Annotated in this window: 19 protein-coding genes; 9 read left to right on the plus strand and 10 right to left on the minus strand. The window is 65.4% G+C overall.

Features of this window, described 5'->3' with window-relative positions:
• The first annotated feature begins 17 nt into the window (after positions 1-17).
• Positions 18-659 carry a LysE family translocator gene (locus CH275_RS08710; RefSeq protein WP_094677051.1) on the plus strand — a complete coding sequence of 214 codons (642 nt, stop codon included), beginning with the start codon at positions 18-20 and terminating at the stop codon, positions 657-659.
• Here CH275_RS08710 and atzF read toward each other — a convergent pair.
• From atzF to CH275_RS08735, 5 genes are read right to left on the minus strand one after another with little or no spacing between them, the layout of a single operon-like run.
• Positions 584-2344 (minus strand): allophanate hydrolase, encoded by a 1761-nt coding sequence (gene atzF / locus CH275_RS08715; RefSeq protein WP_094677053.1) that lies wholly within the window; start codon positions 2342-2344, stop codon positions 584-586. The two genes, CH275_RS08710 and atzF, sit on opposite strands and share 76 nt — an antisense overlap.
• Positions 2334-4346: a 5-oxoprolinase/urea amidolyase family protein gene (locus CH275_RS08720; RefSeq protein WP_094677055.1), complete on the minus strand. Its 2013-nt coding sequence runs from the start codon at positions 4344-4346 to the stop codon at positions 2334-2336. The genes atzF and CH275_RS08720 overlap by 11 nt, the downstream gene beginning before the upstream one ends.
• Positions 4343-4981: an urea amidolyase associated protein UAAP2 gene (locus CH275_RS08725; RefSeq protein WP_094677057.1), complete on the minus strand. Its 639-nt coding sequence runs from the start codon at positions 4979-4981 to the stop codon at positions 4343-4345. The genes CH275_RS08720 and CH275_RS08725 overlap by 4 nt, the downstream gene beginning before the upstream one ends.
• Positions 4978-5760 (minus strand): urea amidolyase associated protein UAAP1, encoded by a 783-nt coding sequence (locus tag CH275_RS08730; RefSeq protein WP_094677059.1) that lies wholly within the window; start codon positions 5758-5760, stop codon positions 4978-4980. Before CH275_RS08730 ends, CH275_RS08725 begins: the two co-directional genes overlap by 4 nt.
• A gap of 6 nt (positions 5761-5766) precedes the next feature.
• On the minus strand, positions 5767-7314 hold the full coding sequence (locus CH275_RS08735) for an amino acid permease (protein WP_094677061.1): 1548 nt from the start codon (positions 7312-7314) through the stop codon (positions 5767-5769).
• 186 nt (positions 7315-7500) lie between these two features.
• On the opposite strand from CH275_RS08735, the gene CH275_RS08740 reads away from it, so the two are divergent.
• The 4 genes from CH275_RS08740 to CH275_RS08755 are packed head-to-tail and all read left to right on the plus strand — an operon-like array spanning position 7501 to position 10135.
• Positions 7501-8202 (plus strand): TetR/AcrR family transcriptional regulator, encoded by a 702-nt coding sequence (locus CH275_RS08740; RefSeq protein ID WP_094677063.1) that lies wholly within the window; start codon positions 7501-7503, stop codon positions 8200-8202.
• Entirely contained in the window at positions 8199-8864 is a 666-nt protein-coding gene (locus CH275_RS08745; protein ID WP_094677065.1) for an SDR family NAD(P)-dependent oxidoreductase, read from the plus strand. The genes CH275_RS08740 and CH275_RS08745 overlap by 4 nt, the downstream gene beginning before the upstream one ends.
• Positions 8865-8874: 10 nt before the next feature.
• Complete coding sequence (locus CH275_RS08750; protein WP_094677067.1) at positions 8875-9318, plus strand: cupin domain-containing protein; 444 nt, start codon at positions 8875-8877, stop codon at positions 9316-9318.
• The gene (locus tag CH275_RS08755; protein ID WP_094677069.1) at positions 9311-10135 is read left to right on the plus strand and encodes a spermidine synthase; all 825 of its coding nucleotides are present in this window, start codon (positions 9311-9313) and stop codon (positions 10133-10135) included. The genes CH275_RS08750 and CH275_RS08755 overlap by 8 nt, the downstream gene beginning before the upstream one ends.
• Here CH275_RS08755 and CH275_RS08760 read toward each other — a convergent pair.
• Genes CH275_RS08760 through uraD form a run of 5 tightly spaced genes read right to left on the minus strand, consistent with a single transcriptional unit; the run spans position 10132 to position 14114 of the window.
• A complete protein-coding gene (locus CH275_RS08760; protein ID WP_094677071.1) occupies positions 10132-10893 on the minus strand; it encodes an IclR family transcriptional regulator in 762 nt (253 codons plus the stop codon). The two genes, CH275_RS08755 and CH275_RS08760, sit on opposite strands and share 4 nt — an antisense overlap.
• A gap of 43 nt (positions 10894-10936) precedes the next feature.
• On the minus strand, positions 10937-12337 hold the full coding sequence (locus CH275_RS08765) for a nucleobase:cation symporter-2 family protein (protein WP_094677073.1): 1401 nt from the start codon (positions 12335-12337) through the stop codon (positions 10937-10939).
• Between the two features lie 12 nt (positions 12338-12349).
• Positions 12350-13240: a factor-independent urate hydroxylase gene (pucL, locus tag CH275_RS08770; RefSeq protein ID WP_094677075.1), complete on the minus strand. Its 891-nt coding sequence runs from the start codon at positions 13238-13240 to the stop codon at positions 12350-12352.
• 5 nt (positions 13241-13245) lie between these two features.
• A complete protein-coding gene (gene uraH, locus CH275_RS08775) occupies positions 13246-13575 on the minus strand; it encodes a hydroxyisourate hydrolase (RefSeq protein WP_094677077.1) in 330 nt (109 codons plus the stop codon).
• The gene (gene uraD / locus CH275_RS08780; protein ID WP_256990926.1) at positions 13572-14114 is read right to left on the minus strand and encodes a 2-oxo-4-hydroxy-4-carboxy-5-ureidoimidazoline decarboxylase; all 543 of its coding nucleotides are present in this window, start codon (positions 14112-14114) and stop codon (positions 13572-13574) included. The genes uraH and uraD overlap by 4 nt, the downstream gene beginning before the upstream one ends.
• Positions 14115-14335: 221 nt before the next feature.
• On the opposite strand from uraD, the gene CH275_RS08785 reads away from it, so the two are divergent.
• From CH275_RS08785 to gcl, 4 genes are read left to right on the plus strand one after another with little or no spacing between them, the layout of a single operon-like run.
• Complete coding sequence (locus CH275_RS08785) at positions 14336-14731, plus strand: allophanate hydrolase-related protein (RefSeq protein ID WP_094677375.1); 396 nt, start codon at positions 14336-14338, stop codon at positions 14729-14731.
• Positions 14732-14743: 12 nt separating this feature from the next.
• Positions 14744-15580 (plus strand): hydroxypyruvate isomerase family protein, encoded by an 837-nt coding sequence (locus tag CH275_RS08790; RefSeq protein WP_094677079.1) that lies wholly within the window; start codon positions 14744-14746, stop codon positions 15578-15580.
• Positions 15581-15588: 8 nt separating this feature from the next.
• Positions 15589-16485 carry a 2-hydroxy-3-oxopropionate reductase gene (locus tag CH275_RS08795; RefSeq protein ID WP_094677081.1) on the plus strand — a complete coding sequence of 299 codons (897 nt, stop codon included), beginning with the start codon at positions 15589-15591 and terminating at the stop codon, positions 16483-16485.
• Between the two features lies 1 nt (position 16486).
• A complete protein-coding gene (gene gcl / locus CH275_RS08800; protein WP_094677083.1) occupies positions 16487-18286 on the plus strand; it encodes a glyoxylate carboligase in 1800 nt (599 codons plus the stop codon).
• Position 18287 lies beyond the last annotated feature (1 nt).

Consider the following 18287-nt stretch of genomic DNA (forward strand, 5'->3'; position numbering starts at 1 on the left):
CGTGAAGTCTTGACCGCATGGTCTCGTATTCCGCTGTTCTCGGGGTGTTCGCGGTGGCGCTGGCGTTGGTTCTGACGCCGGGTCCCAACATGATCTACCTTGTCTCGCGCAGCATCTCGCAAGGGAGGCGGGCGGGACTGGTGTCGCTGGCCGGCGTCGCGGTCGGGTTCCTGATCTATCTGACGGCCACCAATCTCGGCTTGGCCGCGGTGTTCACGGCCGTGCCTGCGCTGTACACCGCGGTCAAGCTCGCCGGTGCCGCCTACCTCGCCTGGTTGGCGGTGCAGGCGCTGCGGGGCACCGTGTCGGCATTCGAACCGACCGAGCTGCAACAGGATTCGACGGGGCGGCTGTTCACCATGGGTTTGGTGACCAACCTGCTGAACCCGAAGATCGCGATCATGTACATCTCGGTCATCCCGCAGTTCGTCGATCCCGCGGCCGGTCACCTGCTGCTGCAGGGATTCACGCTCGGCAGCGTGCAGATCGCGGTGGCGGTGGCGGTCAACCTGGTGATCGTGGTGCTGGCCGGGTCGATCGCTCGATTCCTCGCAGTCCGGCCGACATGGCTGAAGATGCAGCGCTACCTCATGGGCACCGTGCTCGGGCTACTGGCGGTGCGTGTCGCCACCGATGGCGGCCGACCGGTCCCGGCGTGAGCCATGTATGCGCGCCAGCCGCCGAATTCGGTGATGTCGGTTCCCTTCTCGGCCGCATCGTGTGCGCAGCAGAACCCGGTGACCCAACGTCCGTCCGACAGTTCGACCGGCCCCAGCCCCATCGGCGCAGGCAACCCCGCCAGGAAGGTGCCGAGCGCGGCCGCGGACATGCGATAGAGCTCTCCGGCAATGGGTGCGCCGTCCCCTTCCCGCCGCACCAGCCCGGGCTTGGGCGGGGTGGTGTGCAGATCCACCAGTCGATAGTCCGCAGATGTGGTCACCTCCCCGCTGAACCGTGCGCCGCGTTCGGTCAATTGGTGGTGCACCGGAAAACCGCGCAGATGCGCTCCGACCGCCAATACCTCGATACCGTCGTCGATCAGCGACGGAGACGGGACTCCGCTCAGCTGTGCAGCGAGGTCGATCGCGATCTGGTCCTCGAACGCGGGGACGACGAACATGACTCCGAACGGACTGCCGTCCGACGTCGGGGTGCCGGGAACCGCCACCGCTGCCATGTCGAGCAGATTGCAGAAGTTGGTGAACGTGCCCAGGCGGCGGTTGATGCCGACCGGATCCGACTGCACCGCAGCAATGCTCGGATGCTCGGTGGTGGTGGGCAGCAGTAGACCGTCGAACCCGTTCAGCAGTGCGCGGGCCGCAGTCTCGGCTTCGGCGAGAGCGGCGAGATCGTCCACGTACCGGTGGGCGGACGGCTCCGCCGCCGATCCGACGATCGCGGCCACGGTGGGATCGGCCCCGGCAGGCGCGGTGTCGAGGAACTCCCCGACAGCCGAATAGCGCTGTGCCACAATGGCTCCGTCGTAGAGTAGCTTCGCCGCGTCGAGCAGCCCCGAGATGTCGACTTCGACGTGGGTGAAGCCCTTCTCGGCAAGGCCTGCGACCGTCTCTTCGAAGGCCCGACGGTACGCCGGACTCAACGACGTCAGATCCTCACCGCGAGGGACGGCGACACGGGGTTGCGGGGATGCGGCCAACCGCACGTCGGTGGGCCACGCTCGGCTCCGTGGATCGGTTGCCGTAGGGCCGGTCATGACTTTCATTGCTGCCGTGGCACTGGCGAGATCGCGCGCGAGGACGGTGACACAGTCGTAGTCGGCGCACGCGGGAACCACGCCGGTGTTCGGAACGATACCCAATGACGCCTTGATGCCCACCAGCCCGTGGAAGGCTGCCGGTACACGGCCGGATCCTGCTGTGTCGGTGCCGATTCCGATGTCCACGATGCCCAGCGCAACCGCGACGGCGGAGCCAGAACTCGACCCTCCCGAGATCAGTTCCGGATCCCAGGCACAGCGCACCGCACCGTAGGGGCTGCGGGTGCCGACCAGTCCGGTGGCGAACTGGTCGAGATTGGTCTTGCCGAGCAACAGTGCGCCCTGGCTCGTCAGGCGCTCGACGGCAGTGGCGGATTCTGTCGGCGCATAGGCGAACTCGGGGCAGGCCGCGGTGGTGGGCAGGCCGGCGACGTCGATGTTGTCCTTGACCGCGACCAGTACTCCGGCGAGCGGCAGATCTGCGCCTGCCTCCAGGGCGCGTTCGAGAGCCGTGGCCTCGGCCAGCACGTCGTCCTCATCGCGCAGGGTGATCCAGACCTCGGGGCGGTCCACCTCGGCGATTCGCTTGTACGCCCGAAGAACTCGTTCGCGTACCTCAGGCCGCATCGGTTCTGCCTTTCGTCGTGTCGAATTCGCCTGCTGCAGACCACGCATCTCGTTCGGCTCCGAAGGTCACGGCCTGCGTCGCGCGGAATTCTGCGATGGAGTCCGCGTTGGTCTCGAGGAAGCTCTCGTGCTCGGCGAGGGAGAACTCACCGTCGGTGATGTCGACGCCGCCACCGCGTCCGGCCGCCAGATCGGCTCGCAGATCCATCAATTCCTCGGGTTCGACCGAGTACCAGGAGATTCGGTCGAAGAACCGCAACAGCCACGGAGTTCCTTCCTCGAACGGCCCGCCGCTGTACGCGGCACTGTGGTTCCACACCTGTGTGGTTCGGCCGACGAACTGGTATCCGCCGGGGCCTTCCATGCCGTAGATGCACAGGTACGCTCCGCCGATACCGACGGCATTTTCAGGCGTCCACGTGCGTGCCGGGTTGTACTTCGTCGTCACCAGACGGTGTCGTGGGTCGAGGGGAGTCGCCACCGGAGCGCCCAGGTACACGTCACCGAGTCCGAGCACCATGTAGTCGGCGGCGAACACTGTGTCGAAAACGTCTGCCACGGAATCGAGTCCGTTCATCCGCCTGATGAACTCGATGTTCCACGGACACCACGGGGCGTCGGCGCGCACACCGTGCATGTATCGCTGGATCGCTTCCCTGGTCGACGGATCGTCCCACGAGAGCGGAAGCCGAACCTGGCGGCTGGGCACCACGAGTTCCGAGGCCGCCGGAAGATCGTCCTCGACCTCGGCGAGAAGTCCCATCAACGAATCGATCGACAGCACATCGGGATTCACCTTCACCTGCAGCGAGCGGATTCCCGGTGTCAGGTCCAACAGGCCCCTGGGCGCGATGCCCTCGATCCGCTGGTGCAGGGCGTGCACTCGGGCTCGCAGGGTGAGGTCGAGCTTCATGTCGCCGTACTCGACGAGCACGTTGTCGTCGCCCGACCGACGGTAGGTGACGCACGTATCGGCATCGCGCCGAGCGATGACGCCGTCGTCGCCGTCGCCGCCTGCGGAGAACACTGCGGGCAGTGATGCGCGCCGGGCGAGGCCGAGCGATCCCAACGGCGCGGTGGCCGCAGCCCGGACCGGAACGAATCGGATGGTGTCTCCGGGACGAAGTTGGCCGAGCTTCCAGCGTTCGGCCGCGACAACGGTGACGGGACAGACGAATCCGCCGAGACTGGGACCGTCGGGGCCGAGCAGGATCGGGGTGTCACCGGTGAAGTCCAACGCGCCGACGCTGTAGGCGTTGTCGTGGATGTTGGACGGGTGCAGTCCGGCCTCGCCGCCGTCGAGACGAGCCCATTGCGGCTTGGGGCCGATCAGCCGGACTCCGGTGCGATCGGAGTTGAAGTGCACCTCGTAGCGGGTGGCGTAGAGGGTGTCGATGTCGTCGCGAGTGAAGAACTCCGGTGCGCCGTGCGGACCCTCTGTGACGGCGATGTCCCAGGTGGACGTCAGCACCGGCAGGTGCTCCATCGGGATCGGACCGAGGACGGCCGAGTTGTCGGAGCGGCCAGCCAGGCCGATGACGTCGCCGTCACCGAGCACGCCGCCGCGATGGCCACCGAACTTGCCGAGCGTGAATGTTGCTGCGCTGCCGAGGTAATCGTCGACATCGAGGCCACCCTGGATCAGCACGTAGACCCGTAGCCCGGATCCGATGGTGGTGCCTACATCGAGGGTTGCACCGGCGGGCACCAGTACCGGTTTCCACTGCGCGGCCGCTCGTCCGTCGATGCGCACCGGTACCGCGGCACCGGTGACGCAGACGTAGGTATCGGCATCGAACGTCAGTGCCGGTCCGGCCATGGTCGATTCGAGTCCCGGTGCACCCTCGGGGTTGCCGAGCGCGGTGTTGCCGAGCCGAAAGGACAGGTCGTCCATCGGGCCAGACGGCGGCACGCCCACTTTCCAGTAGCCGACGCGTCCCGGCCAGTCCTGCACCGTGGTGAGCATTCCGGGCCGCTGGACGGTCATCTTGGTCGCGTTCATACTCGAGCCGACTCTCGCGTCACGATCATCTGCACTGCGGTGGGATCGAATCCGTTGCAGGGGTTGTTGATCTGCGGGCAGTTCGAGACCAACACCAGCGTGTCGATCTCGGCACGGAGCGAGAGCTTCTTGCCGGGAGCCGACAGACCGTCGACGATGCCGAGGGTGCCGTCGGCGTCGACGGGGACGTTCATGAAGAAGTTGATGTTCGGTGCCAGGTCTCGCTTGCCGAGTCCCCACTTCGAGCCCTCGATGAGAAAGTTCTCGACGCACGCGTGCTGGTGCTGGGTGTGGTGGCCGTAGCGCAGAGTGTTCGATTCCTTGGAGCAGGCACCACCGACGGTGTCGTGGTTACCGACCTCGTCCTCGATGATCGTCATCAGTGGTGTCGAATCATCGCTGCGCAGAACGGTTCCGGTGGTGAGGAACAAGTTCTGTTGCGCGGTGACCGTCGCGGCGGCGGAGTACCGGAGCGAGTGGTCGTGTGCGCTGTACAGCAGAGTGTCGACGGCCTGATTGCCGTAGAGGTCGACGATGGTCAGGACGTCACCGGCTTCGACGACGGCCGACCAGGGGCCGAACGCGGGAGCGATCTCGTCGCGCACGATCGTGGTCTCGAGGGTGCTGGTGGTCATTGCGCTGCCTTCCATGCGATCTCGGTGTTCTGCACTGCGCGCAGGTATTCGGGCTCGGTGTTGTCGAGGGCGAGTAGCTGTTCGGGGGCTCGCCAGGCCAGTACGTCGAGCGTCGTCGTGGGATATTCTGGGCTCGGGTCCAGTGGGTGAGCGGTGTTGGCGAGCAACACGATCACCGGCAGGTGGATGAGCAGATCCACCGACCGGCCCGGTCCGGCCGAGCCGGTACTGACGAGGCTGCCGTCCGCTGTGACGGTGACGCCATGGAAGAACGACAGTGACGGTGCCACGTCCCGCGGTTCGAGTCCGTGCTTGGCCGCGGCGAGGGTGAACAGTTCACGCCCTGCCGGAGCCGACGAATGTGGTCCGCTCACTCCGTATTTGGCGGTGTTGGTCGCCGAGGACGTTGTGCCGCAGAGTGCGTCGTGGTGACCGGAGGTGTCGTCGGCAATGGTCGCCAGCACGCGGCCCTGGTCCGAGAGCAGGGGATGGCCGGCGCTCAGGTACGCCTGCCACGGCACCTTGACGGTGTCGGCGGTGTTGAGCCGTTCCCACGGTGCGTCGACGCGGTAGAGCAGCAGATTGGCGCAGGCAGCACCGTCGACGTCGACGAGTCGCAGGCGGGTTCCGCGGGCGAGGACCTTGGTGGTGTAGCTTCCGCCGGGCACCGATTCGGCCCAGGTGAGTTCCGAGATGCCCTCCGGTGCTGTGGGTGCGGGCGCGACGGTCGCCTGGGACCGTGCGTGTTCCTTGGCGGAATACGTTGTTGCGGTGCTCATGGTGGTTCAGGCTCCGATCGTGACGGGCTTGGGGTGGGCTTTGCCGTGGGGCAGGCAGGCGATACCCACGACGATCACGGCGAGGACGGTCAACGGTGCGGCCCAGCGCAGCAGTGGGAATTCGCCGGTGGGGTCGAAGATCTCGGCTCGCGGCCACGACAGGTTGATCACCATCAGGCCGCCGTAGAGAACCGCGGCGATGTTGACCGGCAGGCCGAGGCGGCCGAGGGTGAAGAGCTTCTCGCCGTCGGCGTCTTTCTGTACTCCGTCGTGTGGCCAGCCTTTGAGTCGCTGGACCAGCAGCGGGACGGTCACCATCATGTAGGCGAGGTAGATCAGCACGATACAGACGCTCGACAGCGTGGTGAAGATTGCGGAGTTACCGACATTGACCGCCAGGATCGCGATGCAGGCGAGGCCGATCAGCACCGACGGTGCGATGGGAGTTCCGGTGCGCGAGTTGACCTTCGCCAGCACGGTGGATGCGGGCAGTCGACCGTCGCGAGCCATGGAGAACATCAGCCGGGAGGCCGCGGTCTGGATGGCGAGGGTGCAGATGAACACGGCGATGGCAACGTCGATCAGCAGGACCTTGCCCCATGGCGAGGTGAGGATCGAGTCGATGACATACGGAAGTCCCTGCGTCGCAAGCTGACCGTCGGTCAGGCTCGGTGCCGCCATCAGTGCGCCGACGATCATCAGTCCACCGCCGAGTGCCGATGCAGACAGGGCGAGGCGGATGGTGCGCGGGGCGACGCGTCGGGGATTGCGGGTTTCCTCGGCGAGTTCACCCGCCGAACCGAAGCCGACCATGACGTAGGCGGCCATCAGGCCCGAGACTATCCATGCGCCGATGTAGCCGGGATCGGCTCCTGCACTTCCGGTATCGAAGACCACCTGCGGTCCACGCTCGGCGTGGGTGAAGAACACCAGCACGAGGGCGATGACTCCGACGATCTCACAGGTGACGCCGATGCTGTTGATCCGCGACATCCAGTTCACGCCGATGCAGTTGATGGTGGTGGTGAGCACCAGCAGAATCGATCCCAGCACAACGGCATTGGCGGCACCGCTCGGTGAGGTGAGCGCGGTGTCCTCGCCGATCACCTGGAATCCTCCCCAGATGCTGGGGAGTACGACCTGCAGGGCGATGGCGGCGGCGGAGGCTGTGACGATCTGCGCGATGATCATGAACCATCCGGCGAACCACCCGACCAGTTCACCGCCCATGCGGCGTGACCAGTGGTAAATGGCACCCGAGATGGGATAGCGGGCAGCGAGTTCGGCGAAGTTCAGGGCCACCATGAACTGCCCGAGGAATACCAGCGGCCAGGTGAGGAAGAAGGCCGGGCCGCCGAAGCTGAAGCCGAGGCCGAAGAGCTGGAAGATGGTGGTGAGGATCGAGACGAACGAGAAGCCGGCTGCGAAGGACGCGTACTTACCGAGGCTGCGATGCAGCTGCTGGTCGTAACCCAGGGCGGCCAGATCCGAATGATCCGAGGTGGCGGGTGATTCGGACCCCTGACCCGACGCGGGCAGTGTGGTCGAGCTCATGTGATCTCCTACGGGCGAGGTGGGTGGATGAGTGACCCCGCTGCATCGCCGAGGCGGGTTTCTGTCAGTTGATAGTTTTCGGCGCCGCCGTTCCCGGGCGGTGACCGTCGTGAAACAAGCTCGTTTCGTCTATTTCGATCAGATGACAGAAATCTCACCGTCATATCGACCTGACAAGATGGGCCCATGACCGGCGCAGGCAGACCGAGGCTGAGCACGAAGAAGCGGCCCGGAGACACCGCTCGCGAGGAGATACTCGACGCCTCGGCCGAGCTGTTCACCACTCGCGGCTTCACCAACACCTCCACGCGTGTGATCGCCGAGGCCGTCGGATTGCGTCAGGCCTCGCTCTATCACCACTTCGCGACCAAGGACGACATCCTCGACGCACTGCTCAGCGGAACCGTCGACGCTCCGCTCGCCGTCGCCCAGCGCATCCGTGACTCGTCGGTCGACGCCGCGACCCAGATGTACGCACTGGCGTACTTCGACGCCGGGCAACTCGGCGCGTCCACCTGGAATCTGGGCGCGTTGTACCTGCTGCCCGAGTTGCGCAGCGAGCGTTTCGAGACTTTTCGTGACCATCGGTACACGCTGATGGGCCTGTACGCGGCCATCGCGTCGGACACGCTGGTTCAACTGGGCTCCCAGCGCCGACCGGGCACGGAGGACCTGCCGTTTCGCCTGGTGGAGACCGTGGTGAACGCGCGGGCCGATCGTGAGAACGGACGCCGCGACCCCACAGCCGATGCCGCCGGGATCGCCGAAGCCGCCCTGCGCGTGCTCGGCTGGACAGGGGATGTCACGCCGCTGCATCGGAGTGCGGAGGCCCTGCTCGAGGCGGTCGGCGGAATAGTCGAGGATCGTCGGTCCTTGCATTCGACATGACGTCCATAGCAATAGTCGGAGCAGGTGCAGGTCTCGGAGCAGCAGTGGCGCGCAAGTTCGGCGCGCAGGGCTTCTCGGTCGGCCTCATCTCCCGCAACCAGTCCCGTGTCGACTCGCTCGCTGATCAGCTGGTGGCCGACGGTGTATCCGCGAAGGGCTTCGCCGCCGATGTGCGCGACCCGGCCTCGATCGCCGCGGCCTTGGAACAGGTCACCGAAACGCTCGGACCCATCGAGGTGTTGCAGTACAGCCCGCTCCCGCAGAAGGACTTCATGCGGCCGGTGCTCGAGACCACCCCGGCCGACATGGTCGGTCCGGTCGAGTTCTCCATCTACGGGCCCATTGCTGCCGTGCATCAGGTGCTCCCGGGAATGCGATTCCTCGGCAAGAACAAAGGCACGATCCTGTTCGTGAACGGAGGCTCTGCAGTGAAGCCCGGTCGTACGGTCACCGGCACGTCCATCGCGTTCGCAGGCCAGGCCGCGTACGCGCAGCTGCTCAACGAGGAGTTGGCCTCGGAGGGAATTCAGGTGTCGCAGTTGATCATCGGTGGTGCCATCGACGGTAGCGATCCGAAGAAGAGTCCCGAGGCTCTCGCCGAGCAGCTGTGGAGCCTGCACACCGAACGGAACAGGTTCCGGGTTCAGATCTCGGCTGACTAGGCTTGCCTGCATGACATCGTTGCCCGACTGGGCCCTGAGCCTGGACCTTGCGCCCCACCCGGAGGGTGGTTGGTTTCGCGAGACCTGGCGCAGTGAGATCACCATCCCGCAGTCGTCTCTGCCCGACGGATACCCGGGTCCGCGTGCGGCCGGAACGGCAATTCTGTTCCTGCTCATGCCCGGTCAGCAGTCGGCCTGGCACACCGTCCGCGGCACCGAGATGTGGCTGTATCACCGGGGAAGTCCGGTGCAGCTCGACCTCGGCGGTGCGGGGACCCAGCCAGGGGCAGCGACTTCACTGCTGGTCGCACCGGAGTCACCGCAGCAGATCGTGCCACCGTCGGTGTGGCAGCGGGCGCGTCCGGTGGGCGAGGAGCCGAGCCTGGTGAGCTGCATCGTCACCCCCGGGTTCGATTTCGAGGACTTTCGGCTCGAGGGGCCCGCGAATGGGTAGGAAGCGCGCATCGGCACCGGCCGGCTCTCTGCAACCCGGAAAGTTCGAGATCGATTCGGGCACCTGCGAATTGGTGCGCGATACCTTTTCGGACGACGGGTGGGTCGTCAACGTCAACGACGTTCCGAGCTCGCACATCGACATGAACGACCCCACCGTGCTCGAGTTCGAGTACATGCGGTGGATCTCGGGACTGGTTCGTGCGCAGTGGGATTCGACCTTCCCGCTGCGCGCGCTGCACCTCGGGGGCGGGGCGTGCACGCTGGCGCGCTCGTTCACTGCCGAATTCCCCGGTGCGCGTCAGGTGGTCGTGGAGCTCGACGGAAGATTGTCGGAGCTGGTTCGCGAATGGTTCGACCTGCCGCGGGCACCGTTGCTCCGTATCCGAGTCGGTGAAGCTCGGGCGGTCACCGAGACATTGACCGAGAACAGTCGCGACCTGATCGTGCGAGATGTGTTCGCGGGAGCGGTGACTCCGGCCCCGCTGCTCACCGCCGAGTTCACCGCCCATGTTCGACGCGTCCTCGCACCCGGCGGCATGTACGTCGTCAACTGCGGTGACCGTCGGGATCTCTCGCTCGCGAGGCAGGAGGCGTCGACCATCGGCAGTGTCTTTCCGCACTTGGCGATCGTCGCCGATCCGGCGATGCTCAAGGGCAGGCGCTACGGCAACATCATCATCGCCGGCAGCGACGCGCCGATCGGGGATTCCCCGTCGTTGGCTCGCGAACTACTGGGCGGCGCAGTTCCGGCGCACGTGTGGTTGACCGAGGAGGTCACAGCTTTCGCGCGTGATGCGAAGGTGTTGAAGGATTAGGGAGCTGGATTGTTGCTCGCAAGGTCCTTCGCCAGGCGCTCGGCGGCAGAGATCAGCAGGGGTACGAATTGTTCGGCCGACTCCAGCGTGACCCGGGCGGTGGGCCCGGCAATCGACATCGCGGTGAGCGTCGGGGCACCGAGCACCGGAACGGCGAAGCAGCGCACGCCCACTTCCTGCTCACCGTCGTCGATGGCGTAGCCGCGTTCGCGGATCACCGCAAGATCTTCGAGTAATGCGTCCAGAGTGGTGATGGTGTTGACGGTGCGGGGGGCCATACCGAGGCGGCCGACGATCGCGCGGACGGCGTCGTCGTCCAACTGCGACAGCAATGCTTTGCCGACACCGGTGGAATGCGGCAACACGCGCTGACCGACCTCGTTGAACATCCGCATCGCGTGTTCGGACGGCACCTGCGCGACGTAGACCGCCATGTCGTCCTCGAGGAATGCCATGTTCGACGTTTCGTGCGTGATGCGGACCAGCTCGGCCAGGTAGGGCTTGGCCCATCCGCCGATCAGTTTCGACGCACTGTCGCCCAATCGAATGAGCTTGGTGCCCAACGCGTATCGGCGGGACGGCAGCCGCCGAACGTAGCCGAGGGAGACGAGGGTTCCGATCAGACGGTGCACCGTCGGCATCGGCAGATCGGTCCCCTCGGCCAGTTCGCTGATTCCGATGGATCCGCCGGACGCGGCCATGATGTCGAGCAGCTCGAATGCGCGCTCCACGGACTGCACACCGCCACCTGCCGCCACAGTCCACCTCGCACCGTCGTAGTCGTACCCGTCCCGACGAACTCTACTGGTGATGTCGCGTCGCCACCGGAGGTGCAGCGGTCACCACCGAGGGCGAGGGCTTCTGACCCTTCGTGACGACGTTGAACAGGATGTTCAGCACGACGGCGACGATGCTCGCGGCACTGATGCCCGAGTCGAGGACCACGTGCACCCAGTCGGGGAACGCGGCGTAGAAGCCCGGTACGGCGATCGGAATGACACCGAACCCGATGGCCACCGCCACGATGACGAGATTGAGATTGCCGTCGAACTCCACCTTGGACAGCGTCCTGATGCCGCTGGCCGCCACCGAGCCGAACAGCACGATGCCCGCACCGCCGAGAACCGGCAGCGGCACCGATGCCACGACGAGCCCGAGGATGGGAAAGAGTCCGAGGAACAGCAGCACCGAGCCGCCGGCTGCGACGACGTAGCGACTCTTGATCCCGGTGACGGCGACGAGTCCGACGTTCTGTGCGAACGCACTGGCAGGGAAGGTGCCGAACACGGGAGCGATGGTGGTGGCGACCATGTCTGCTCGCAGACCGTCGCCGACCCGACGGGCATCGACGTCGGTGCCCACGATCTCGCCGACGGCCAGGATGTCCGCGGTGGTCTCGGTCATGATCACCAGGATGACGACCACCATCGACATGATGGCCGCTACCTGGAACGTCGGCGCTCCGAACGCGAACGGCTCGGGGAAGCTGAAGATGGCTCCGTCGCTCACACCGGAGAAATCCGCCTTTCCCACGAGGACCGCGAACACCGTGCCGACGACGATGCCGATGAGAATCGACAGGCGCGAGAGGGTGCCCTGCACGAGCCGGCTGACGAGCAGAACCACCAGGAGGCTGAATGCCGCGAGCCCGATGTTGGACATCGAACCCCAATCGGCGGCCTGCTGATCACCGCCCATCGCCCACCGAACCGCAACGGGCAGTAGCGAGATGCCGATGACGGTGATGATCGTGCCGGTCACCACCGGTGGGAAGAAGCGAACGATCTTGCTGAAGAACGGGGTGATGAGGATGCCGATGGCGCCGGCGGCGATGATGGCTCCGAACACCGAGTTCAGTCCGCCTTGGCCGCTCGCGATGGCCACCATCGTCGACACCGAGGCGAACGAAATGCCCTGTACCAGAGGGAGCTTGGCCCCGAAGTAGGGAACTCCTAGGGTCTGCAGCAAGGTAGCCGCTCCACTGACGAACAACGCGGCCGAGACCAGCAGTGCGATCTCGGTGCCGGTCAATCCTGCTGCGCCGCCGACGATCAGGGGTGGTGCGATGACGCCGCCGTACATCGTCAGGATGTGCTGCAATCCGTAGACGTACGACCTGCCGATCGACAACCGCTCGTCTTCGGGACGGGCGGGGTCGTTCGGCGCATGGGTCTTGTTCGACGCGCGTTTCGTCAGCTTCATGTCGGCTCGCTCCTAGCAGAATCCGGGCACGGTATCCCAGGCGCGGCCTGCGTCCGGGGCATCGTCGCGTTCCACCGTGGCCTCGATCAGACCGTAGGGTCGATCCGCGACGTAGAAGACCTCACCGGGGTTGTCGAGTCCGAACGGCTCGAGGTCGACGAGGAAGTGATGGATGTTGGGCATCGAGAACTTGATCTCGCCGATCTCGGGGTGCGCTTCGAGTACTTGCTTCCCCATTTGGAACAGGCTCTGCTGCAACGCAAGAGAGTGAGTGGACGCGAAGGCGTCGAGCATGATGGAACGGACGTCGTCGAAGGTCTTGTCGAAATCGAGCTCGGTGGTGAGGTATCGCCAGCGGGCACTGACCGACGTGGCCAGAATGCGGTCCGTGGTTTCTTTCAGCGTGGTGTATCGGTCCTTCGGGTAGCCCCAGAACTCCGACGCAGTGGAGTTCAGCACCACGAGGTCGCTGATTCCGGAGACGATGGACACGTCGTCGCCGTCGACCGTGACGATCGTGTTGCGCTTCTCGTCGCCCGACTTGACGAACGAGTGGTCGTATCCGTCCTTGCCGTTCGCGATACGCGACCACTGGTACTGCTCGATTTCCCAACGGCCGCCGGTGATCCAGTCGAAACTGTCGGTGAAGTGCGCGCCGAGACGCAGTGCGAAGTTCTCGATGGCACCGATGCCGTCGCGGGCGAAGGCGTACACGGTGTTCTTCTGGGTGTCGGTGGCGACGACGTGGGCATTGTCGCCCTCGGTGTGGACGGCCTCGAGATCTCCGCGCAGCTGAGACGTGACGCTGACGTCGGTGATCCGGTGGCGGGGAGTCTCGCGGTCGACGCGGACGAGTCTGCATTCGGCCTTGCCGTACTGGTTTGCTCCGAGCACGATGGTCATGGGTTCTAGCTCCCTCGATAGGTGGTGAAAGCGAACGGGCTCAACAGAAGTGGGATGTGATAGTGCTGGTCGGTTGCGGTGATCTCGAAGGTGACGACCACCTCGGGGTGGAAACACTCGGTGTTCTGCGCGGCGAAGTACGCGCCGGTGCCGAAGGTGAGCCGGTAGTTCCCGGGCGTCAGTTCACTCGGACCGAGCGACGAGACGCGGCCCTGTTCGTCGGTGACTGCGTCGGCAACCGGATTGCCGTGGGCATTGGTCAAGAGGATCGAGAGTCCCTGTGCAGGAATGCCTCTCGCGGCATCGAGTACGTGGGCGGTGACATGGCTCGTCATTCGCCCAGGCTCCCCGTTGCCCGCAGTGCCGCGATCTCTCGCAGCTCGTGCTCGACGACGGCCGCTTCGGTCTGCGGGTCGTTGCCGAGTCGGCTGTCCAGCGCGTTCAGAACCTCATGTGCATCACGGCCGGCTGCCCTGATCAGGAACACCTGCCCGAAGCGCTTCTCGTAAGCCAGGTTCCCCGCTCGCAGCCGCTGTTCGATGCTCTCGTCCGAGACGTCCACGCCGGATTGCTCGTTGCTCGCATGGCGTGCGCTGGCGTCGTCGCCCTTCGGCTGCTCGCCGATGCGGGGATGCACTGCGAGTGCTCGGTGTACTTCGTCGGCCGTCAGAGGAGCGGCGGCGTGGGCGACGGCGCGGCGAAGGGCCCGGTCGTCGGCGAATGGTCGGTGCCGTAGAACCTCGTCGACCCAACGGGGAACGTCCAGGCAGAGCGACAGGATTCGAGCAGCTACGGCCTCGGGGGCCTCGTTCAATTCGGTCGTCGCGTCGGGACTATGTACTTCCGATTCCGCATTACGAAATGTTGATTCCACCAGAGGAGCGTGACACCGATCACAACCGGTGTCAAGGGTCGATGTGTACGCGCCGTGAGAGAGCGTTTTCGCGTTGCAGCAGCGCGGTATTGGGTGCACGGGCCCGCTCCGGGTCTTGACAGGATCACGTGGCGCACGCCACACTCTGTGTATCCAACGGAATAGTTATTCCGCATTACGGACTTTCACTCGGTATGCTCGACTCCGAAAGGAACCTCTTCATGACGGAGCTTTTCTGCAACGGCGGTGCCATGCGCGGCGGTGCCCTGCACCACAACGTCTCCTCGCACCCGTTCGTGGGCACGGTGCGCACCACCCCCAACTACCGGTTCTTCTCAGTACGGGACGAATTTCCGGCACTGTTGCTCGATCACACCGCCGGTGCGGCCATCGAAGGCGAGCTGTACGACATTCCGCTCGACGACATCCGTACGGCGTTCCTCCCGGACGAACCGCCGGAGCTCGAGCTCACCGTGGTTGCGCTCGAGGACGGGCGTTCCGTCCTCGGGGTCGGACTCCGCCCCGGTGTGCTCGACGCGCAACCGGACGAGCTGACCGACATCACCTATGCCGGCAGCTGGCGTCGTTACCGCGGACTGCCGCAACCTCAGAACTGAAAGGCACTGCGCATGAACCCCTTTGCTGACCCTCGACTCACGTACACCGTCAACTGTTCCATTCTCTTCACCGATGTGCCCCTGCTCGATCGCCCGCAGCGCGCTCGCGACGCGGGGTTCGACGCCGTGGAATTCTGGTGGCCGTTCTCGAACCCGGTCCCGTCCGATGCCGACGTCGATGCCTTCGTGTCGTCCGTCCGCGATGCGGGCGTGCAGCTGACCGGCCTGAACTTCGCGGCCGGAGACATGCCCGCCGGGGACCGCGGGATCCTGTCCGATCCGGCGCAGAAGCAGGCCTTCCGAGACAACATCGACGTCACCGTCGGAATCGGTGAGCAGCTGGGCACCCGGGCCTTCAACGCCTTGTACGGCAACCGCATCGACGGTGTGGATCCGCTGGATCAGGACGAGGTCGCCATCGAGAACCTGGCCGCTGCGGGCCGAGCCGCAGCGAAGGTCGGCGGCGTCGTGCTGGTGGAACCCGTCAGCGGCGCACCCGCATACCCGCTGAAGTCCGCTGCCGGTGCCGTCGCGACCATCAGGCGTGTTGCCCGTGAGCAGGACGTACACAACCTGCGCCTGCTCGCCGACCTCTACCACCTCGCCGTCAACGGAGAGGACGTTCCCGCAGCACTTGAGGCACACCACGACCTGATCGGGCACGTGCAGATCGCCGACTCCCCGGGCCGCGGTGAGCCGGGAACCGGCAGCCTCGATCTCGGCGGACAGCTCACCGGTCTCGCAGCCCGGGGTTACGACGGCTACGTCGGACTCGAATACAAGGCCACCCGCGAGAACACGTTCGACTGGCTCCAGCTGGCTCTTTCCACCGGCACCACTACCAAGTAGGGATTGATATGAGCACCATCGCATTCATCGGCCTCGGAATCATGGGCAGCCCCATGTCCGTTCATCTCGCCAAGGCAGGCCACCAGGTGGTCGGCTACAACCTGACGCCCGACCGCACCGGACCCCTCGTCGAGGCCGGCGGCACTGCTGCCGACTCGATCGGCAAGGCCGTCCACGATGCCGACATCGTCGCGATCATGGTCCCCGACTCCCCCGATGTCCAGGACGTTCTCGCCGGGGAAGGCGGGGTGTTCGACAATGCCCGACGCGACGCGTTGATAATCGACTTCTCCAGCATCCGTCCCGACGTCACCGCCACCTTGGCAGCCGACGCGTCCTCGCGCGGGTTCCGTATCCTCGACGCCCCGGTCTCCGGTGGACAGGCCGGTGCCGAGAACGCGACTCTGTCGATCATGGTCGGTGGCAGCCCGGACGACTTCGCCGCCGCCAAGCCGATTCTCGACGTCGTCGGCAAGACCGTCGTGCACGTGGGTCCGAGCGGATCCGGGCAGACGGTCAAGGCGGCCAACCAGTTGATCGTGGCCGGCAACATTCAGGTGCTGGCGGAGGCGATCGCGTTCCTCGAGGCCTACGGTGTCGACCTCGCTGCGTCGGTCGAGGTTCTCGGCGGCGGCCTCGCCGGTTCGGCCGTGCTGAACCAGAAGGCGCAGAAGATGCTGGACCGCTCGTTCGAGCCGGGATTCCGCATCGACCTGCACCACAAGGATCTCGGGATCGTCACCTCGGCAGCGCGGGAAGCGGGCGTCGTGATTCCGATGGGCGCAGTGCTGGCGCAGCTGATGGCGTCGGCCCGTGCCAACGGCGATGGTGGACTGGATCATTCGGCGCTGTACCGCGGTGTCGCTCGGCTCTCGGGCTCCCCGATCACAAGCAAGGACAACTGACATGGCCAGGATGCGCGCGGCCGATGCCGCAGTGAAAATTCTCGAACTCGAAGGTGCAACAACCGCATTCGGGCTGCCCGGTGCTGCGATCAACCCGTTCTACGCGGCGATGCGCAATCACGGTGGCATCCGCCACGTGCTGGCCCGCCACGTCGAAGGTGCCTCACACATGGCGGAGGGCTTCACCAGGGCAGCTCCGGGCAACATCGGCATCTGTATCGGTACCTCCGGTCCGGCCGGTACCGACATGATCACCGGGCTGTATTCGGCCATGGCCGACTCGATTCCGATCCTCGCGATCACCGGCCAGGCCCCGGTCGCGCGGCTGCACAAGGAGGACTTCCAGGCCGTCGACATCGCGTCGATCGCGGCACCCGTCACCAAGATGGCGATGACGGTGCTCGAGCCGGCCCAGGTTCCCGGTGCATTTGCGCAGGCGTTCCATCTGATGCGGTCCGGTCGTCCGGGACCGGTGTTGATCGATCTGCCCATCGACGTGCAGCTGGCCGAGATCGACTTCGATCCCGACACGTACCAGTCGCTGCCCGTGCACAAGCCCGTCGCCTCGCGTGCTCAGGCCGAGAAGGCCATCGACATGCTTCTGGCTGCCGAGCGCCCGTTGATCGTGGCCGGCGGCGGCATCATCAACGCCGATGCGTCGGACTTGCTCGTGCAGCTCGCCGAGATCCTCGACGTTCCGGTCATCCCGACCCTGATGGGCTGGGGAACCATCCCGGACGATCACCGCCTTGCCGCAGGCATGGTCGGTCTGCAGACCGCACACCGATACGGCAACGCAACGCTGTTGGCCTCCGACTTCGTGCTCGGCATCGGAAACCGTTGGGCCAACCGGCACACCGGTGGTCTCGAGACATATCGCAAGGGAAGGAAGTTCGTCCACGTCGACATCGAGCCCACTCAGATCGGACGAGTCTTCGCACCCGACTACGGCATCATCTCCGACGCCAAGGCGGCCCTCGAGCAGTTCGTGGCCGTCGCCGAGGAACGTCGTGCCGCAGGGTCTCTGCGCGATCTGTCCGGCTGGGTCGACGACTGCGCGACGCGTAAGCGCACGATGCATCGGCGTACTCACTTCGACAACGTGCCGATCAAGCCTCAGCGCGTGTACGAGGAGATGAACAAGGTCTTCGATCGCGACACCCGCTACATCAGCACCATCGGGCTCTCGCAGATCGCGGGCGGTCAGTTCCTGCACGTCTATTCGCCTCGCAACTGGATCAACTGCGGGCAGGCCGGCCCGCTCGGCTGGACGATCCCCGCGGCACTGGGTGCGGTGGCCGCCGATCCGAGTGCGAATGTCGTTGCCCTGTCCGGCGATTACGACTTCCAGTTCATGATCGAGGAGCTGGCCGTCGGCGCGCAGTTCAACCTGCCGTACGTGCATGTGGTGGTGAACAACTCGTATCTGGGGCTGATCCGGCAGGCGCAGCGCGCCTTCGACATGGACTTCTGCGTCCAGCTGGGATTCGACAACATCAACCACCAGGACACCTTGGACACTCAGCCCGGTATCCCCAAGGGCTACGGCGTCGACCACGTGCAGGTGGCAGAAGGCCTGGGGTGCAAAGCGCTTCGCGTTACCGAGCCCGAGCTCATCGGTGAGGCGCTCGTGCGGGCCAGGACTCTGGCCAACGAGCACAAGGTTCCCGTCGTCGTCGAGATCATTCTGGAGCGGGTCACCAACATCTCGATGGGTACCGAGATCGATAACGTCGGTGAGTTCGAGGAACTGGCCAACACGTCGGCGGACGCGCCCACCGCGCTGCTCCTGCTGGACTAGA

It is taken from the genome of Rhodococcus sp. 06-235-1A, assembly GCF_002258785.1.
In the GTDB taxonomy this organism is placed as follows: Bacteria; Actinomycetota; Actinomycetes; order Mycobacteriales; family Mycobacteriaceae; genus Rhodococcoides.

Excerpts from the sequence above, each read along its gene's own strand:
- gcl (WP_094677083.1), top strand. The coding sequence starts at position 16,487 with ATGGCCAGGATGCGCGCGGCCGATGCCGCAGTGAAAATTCTCGAACTC.
- CH275_RS08740 (WP_094677063.1), top strand. The coding sequence starts at position 7,501 with ATGACCGGCGCAGGCAGACCGAGGCTGAGCACGAAGAAGCGGCCCGGA.
- CH275_RS08720 (WP_094677055.1), bottom strand. The coding sequence starts at position 4,346 with ATGAACGCGACCAAGATGACCGTCCAGCGGCCCGGAATGCTCACCACG.
- atzF (WP_094677053.1), bottom strand. The coding sequence starts at position 2,344 with ATGCGGCCTGAGGTACGCGAACGAGTTCTTCGGGCGTACAAGCGAATC.
- CH275_RS08795 (WP_094677081.1), top strand. The coding sequence starts at position 15,589 with ATGAGCACCATCGCATTCATCGGCCTCGGAATCATGGGCAGCCCCATG.
- pucL (WP_094677075.1), bottom strand. The coding sequence starts at position 13,240 with ATGACCATCGTGCTCGGAGCAAACCAGTACGGCAAGGCCGAATGCAGA.
- CH275_RS08755 (WP_094677069.1), top strand. The coding sequence starts at position 9,311 with ATGGGTAGGAAGCGCGCATCGGCACCGGCCGGCTCTCTGCAACCCGGA.
- CH275_RS08750 (WP_094677067.1), top strand. The coding sequence starts at position 8,875 with ATGACATCGTTGCCCGACTGGGCCCTGAGCCTGGACCTTGCGCCCCAC.
- CH275_RS08710 (WP_094677051.1), top strand. The coding sequence starts at position 18 with ATGGTCTCGTATTCCGCTGTTCTCGGGGTGTTCGCGGTGGCGCTGGCG.
- uraH (WP_094677077.1), bottom strand. The coding sequence starts at position 13,575 with ATGACGAGCCATGTCACCGCCCACGTACTCGATGCCGCGAGAGGCATT.
- CH275_RS08745 (WP_094677065.1), top strand. The coding sequence starts at position 8,199 with ATGACGTCCATAGCAATAGTCGGAGCAGGTGCAGGTCTCGGAGCAGCA.
- CH275_RS08735 (WP_094677061.1), bottom strand. The coding sequence starts at position 7,314 with ATGAGCTCGACCACACTGCCCGCGTCGGGTCAGGGGTCCGAATCACCC.
- CH275_RS08785 (WP_094677375.1), top strand. The coding sequence starts at position 14,336 with ATGACGGAGCTTTTCTGCAACGGCGGTGCCATGCGCGGCGGTGCCCTG.
- CH275_RS08765 (WP_094677073.1), bottom strand. The coding sequence starts at position 12,337 with ATGAAGCTGACGAAACGCGCGTCGAACAAGACCCATGCGCCGAACGAC.
- CH275_RS08790 (WP_094677079.1), top strand. The coding sequence starts at position 14,744 with ATGAACCCCTTTGCTGACCCTCGACTCACGTACACCGTCAACTGTTCC.
- CH275_RS08725 (WP_094677057.1), bottom strand. The coding sequence starts at position 4,981 with ATGACCACCAGCACCCTCGAGACCACGATCGTGCGCGACGAGATCGCT.
- CH275_RS08730 (WP_094677059.1), bottom strand. The coding sequence starts at position 5,760 with ATGAGCACCGCAACAACGTATTCCGCCAAGGAACACGCACGGTCCCAG.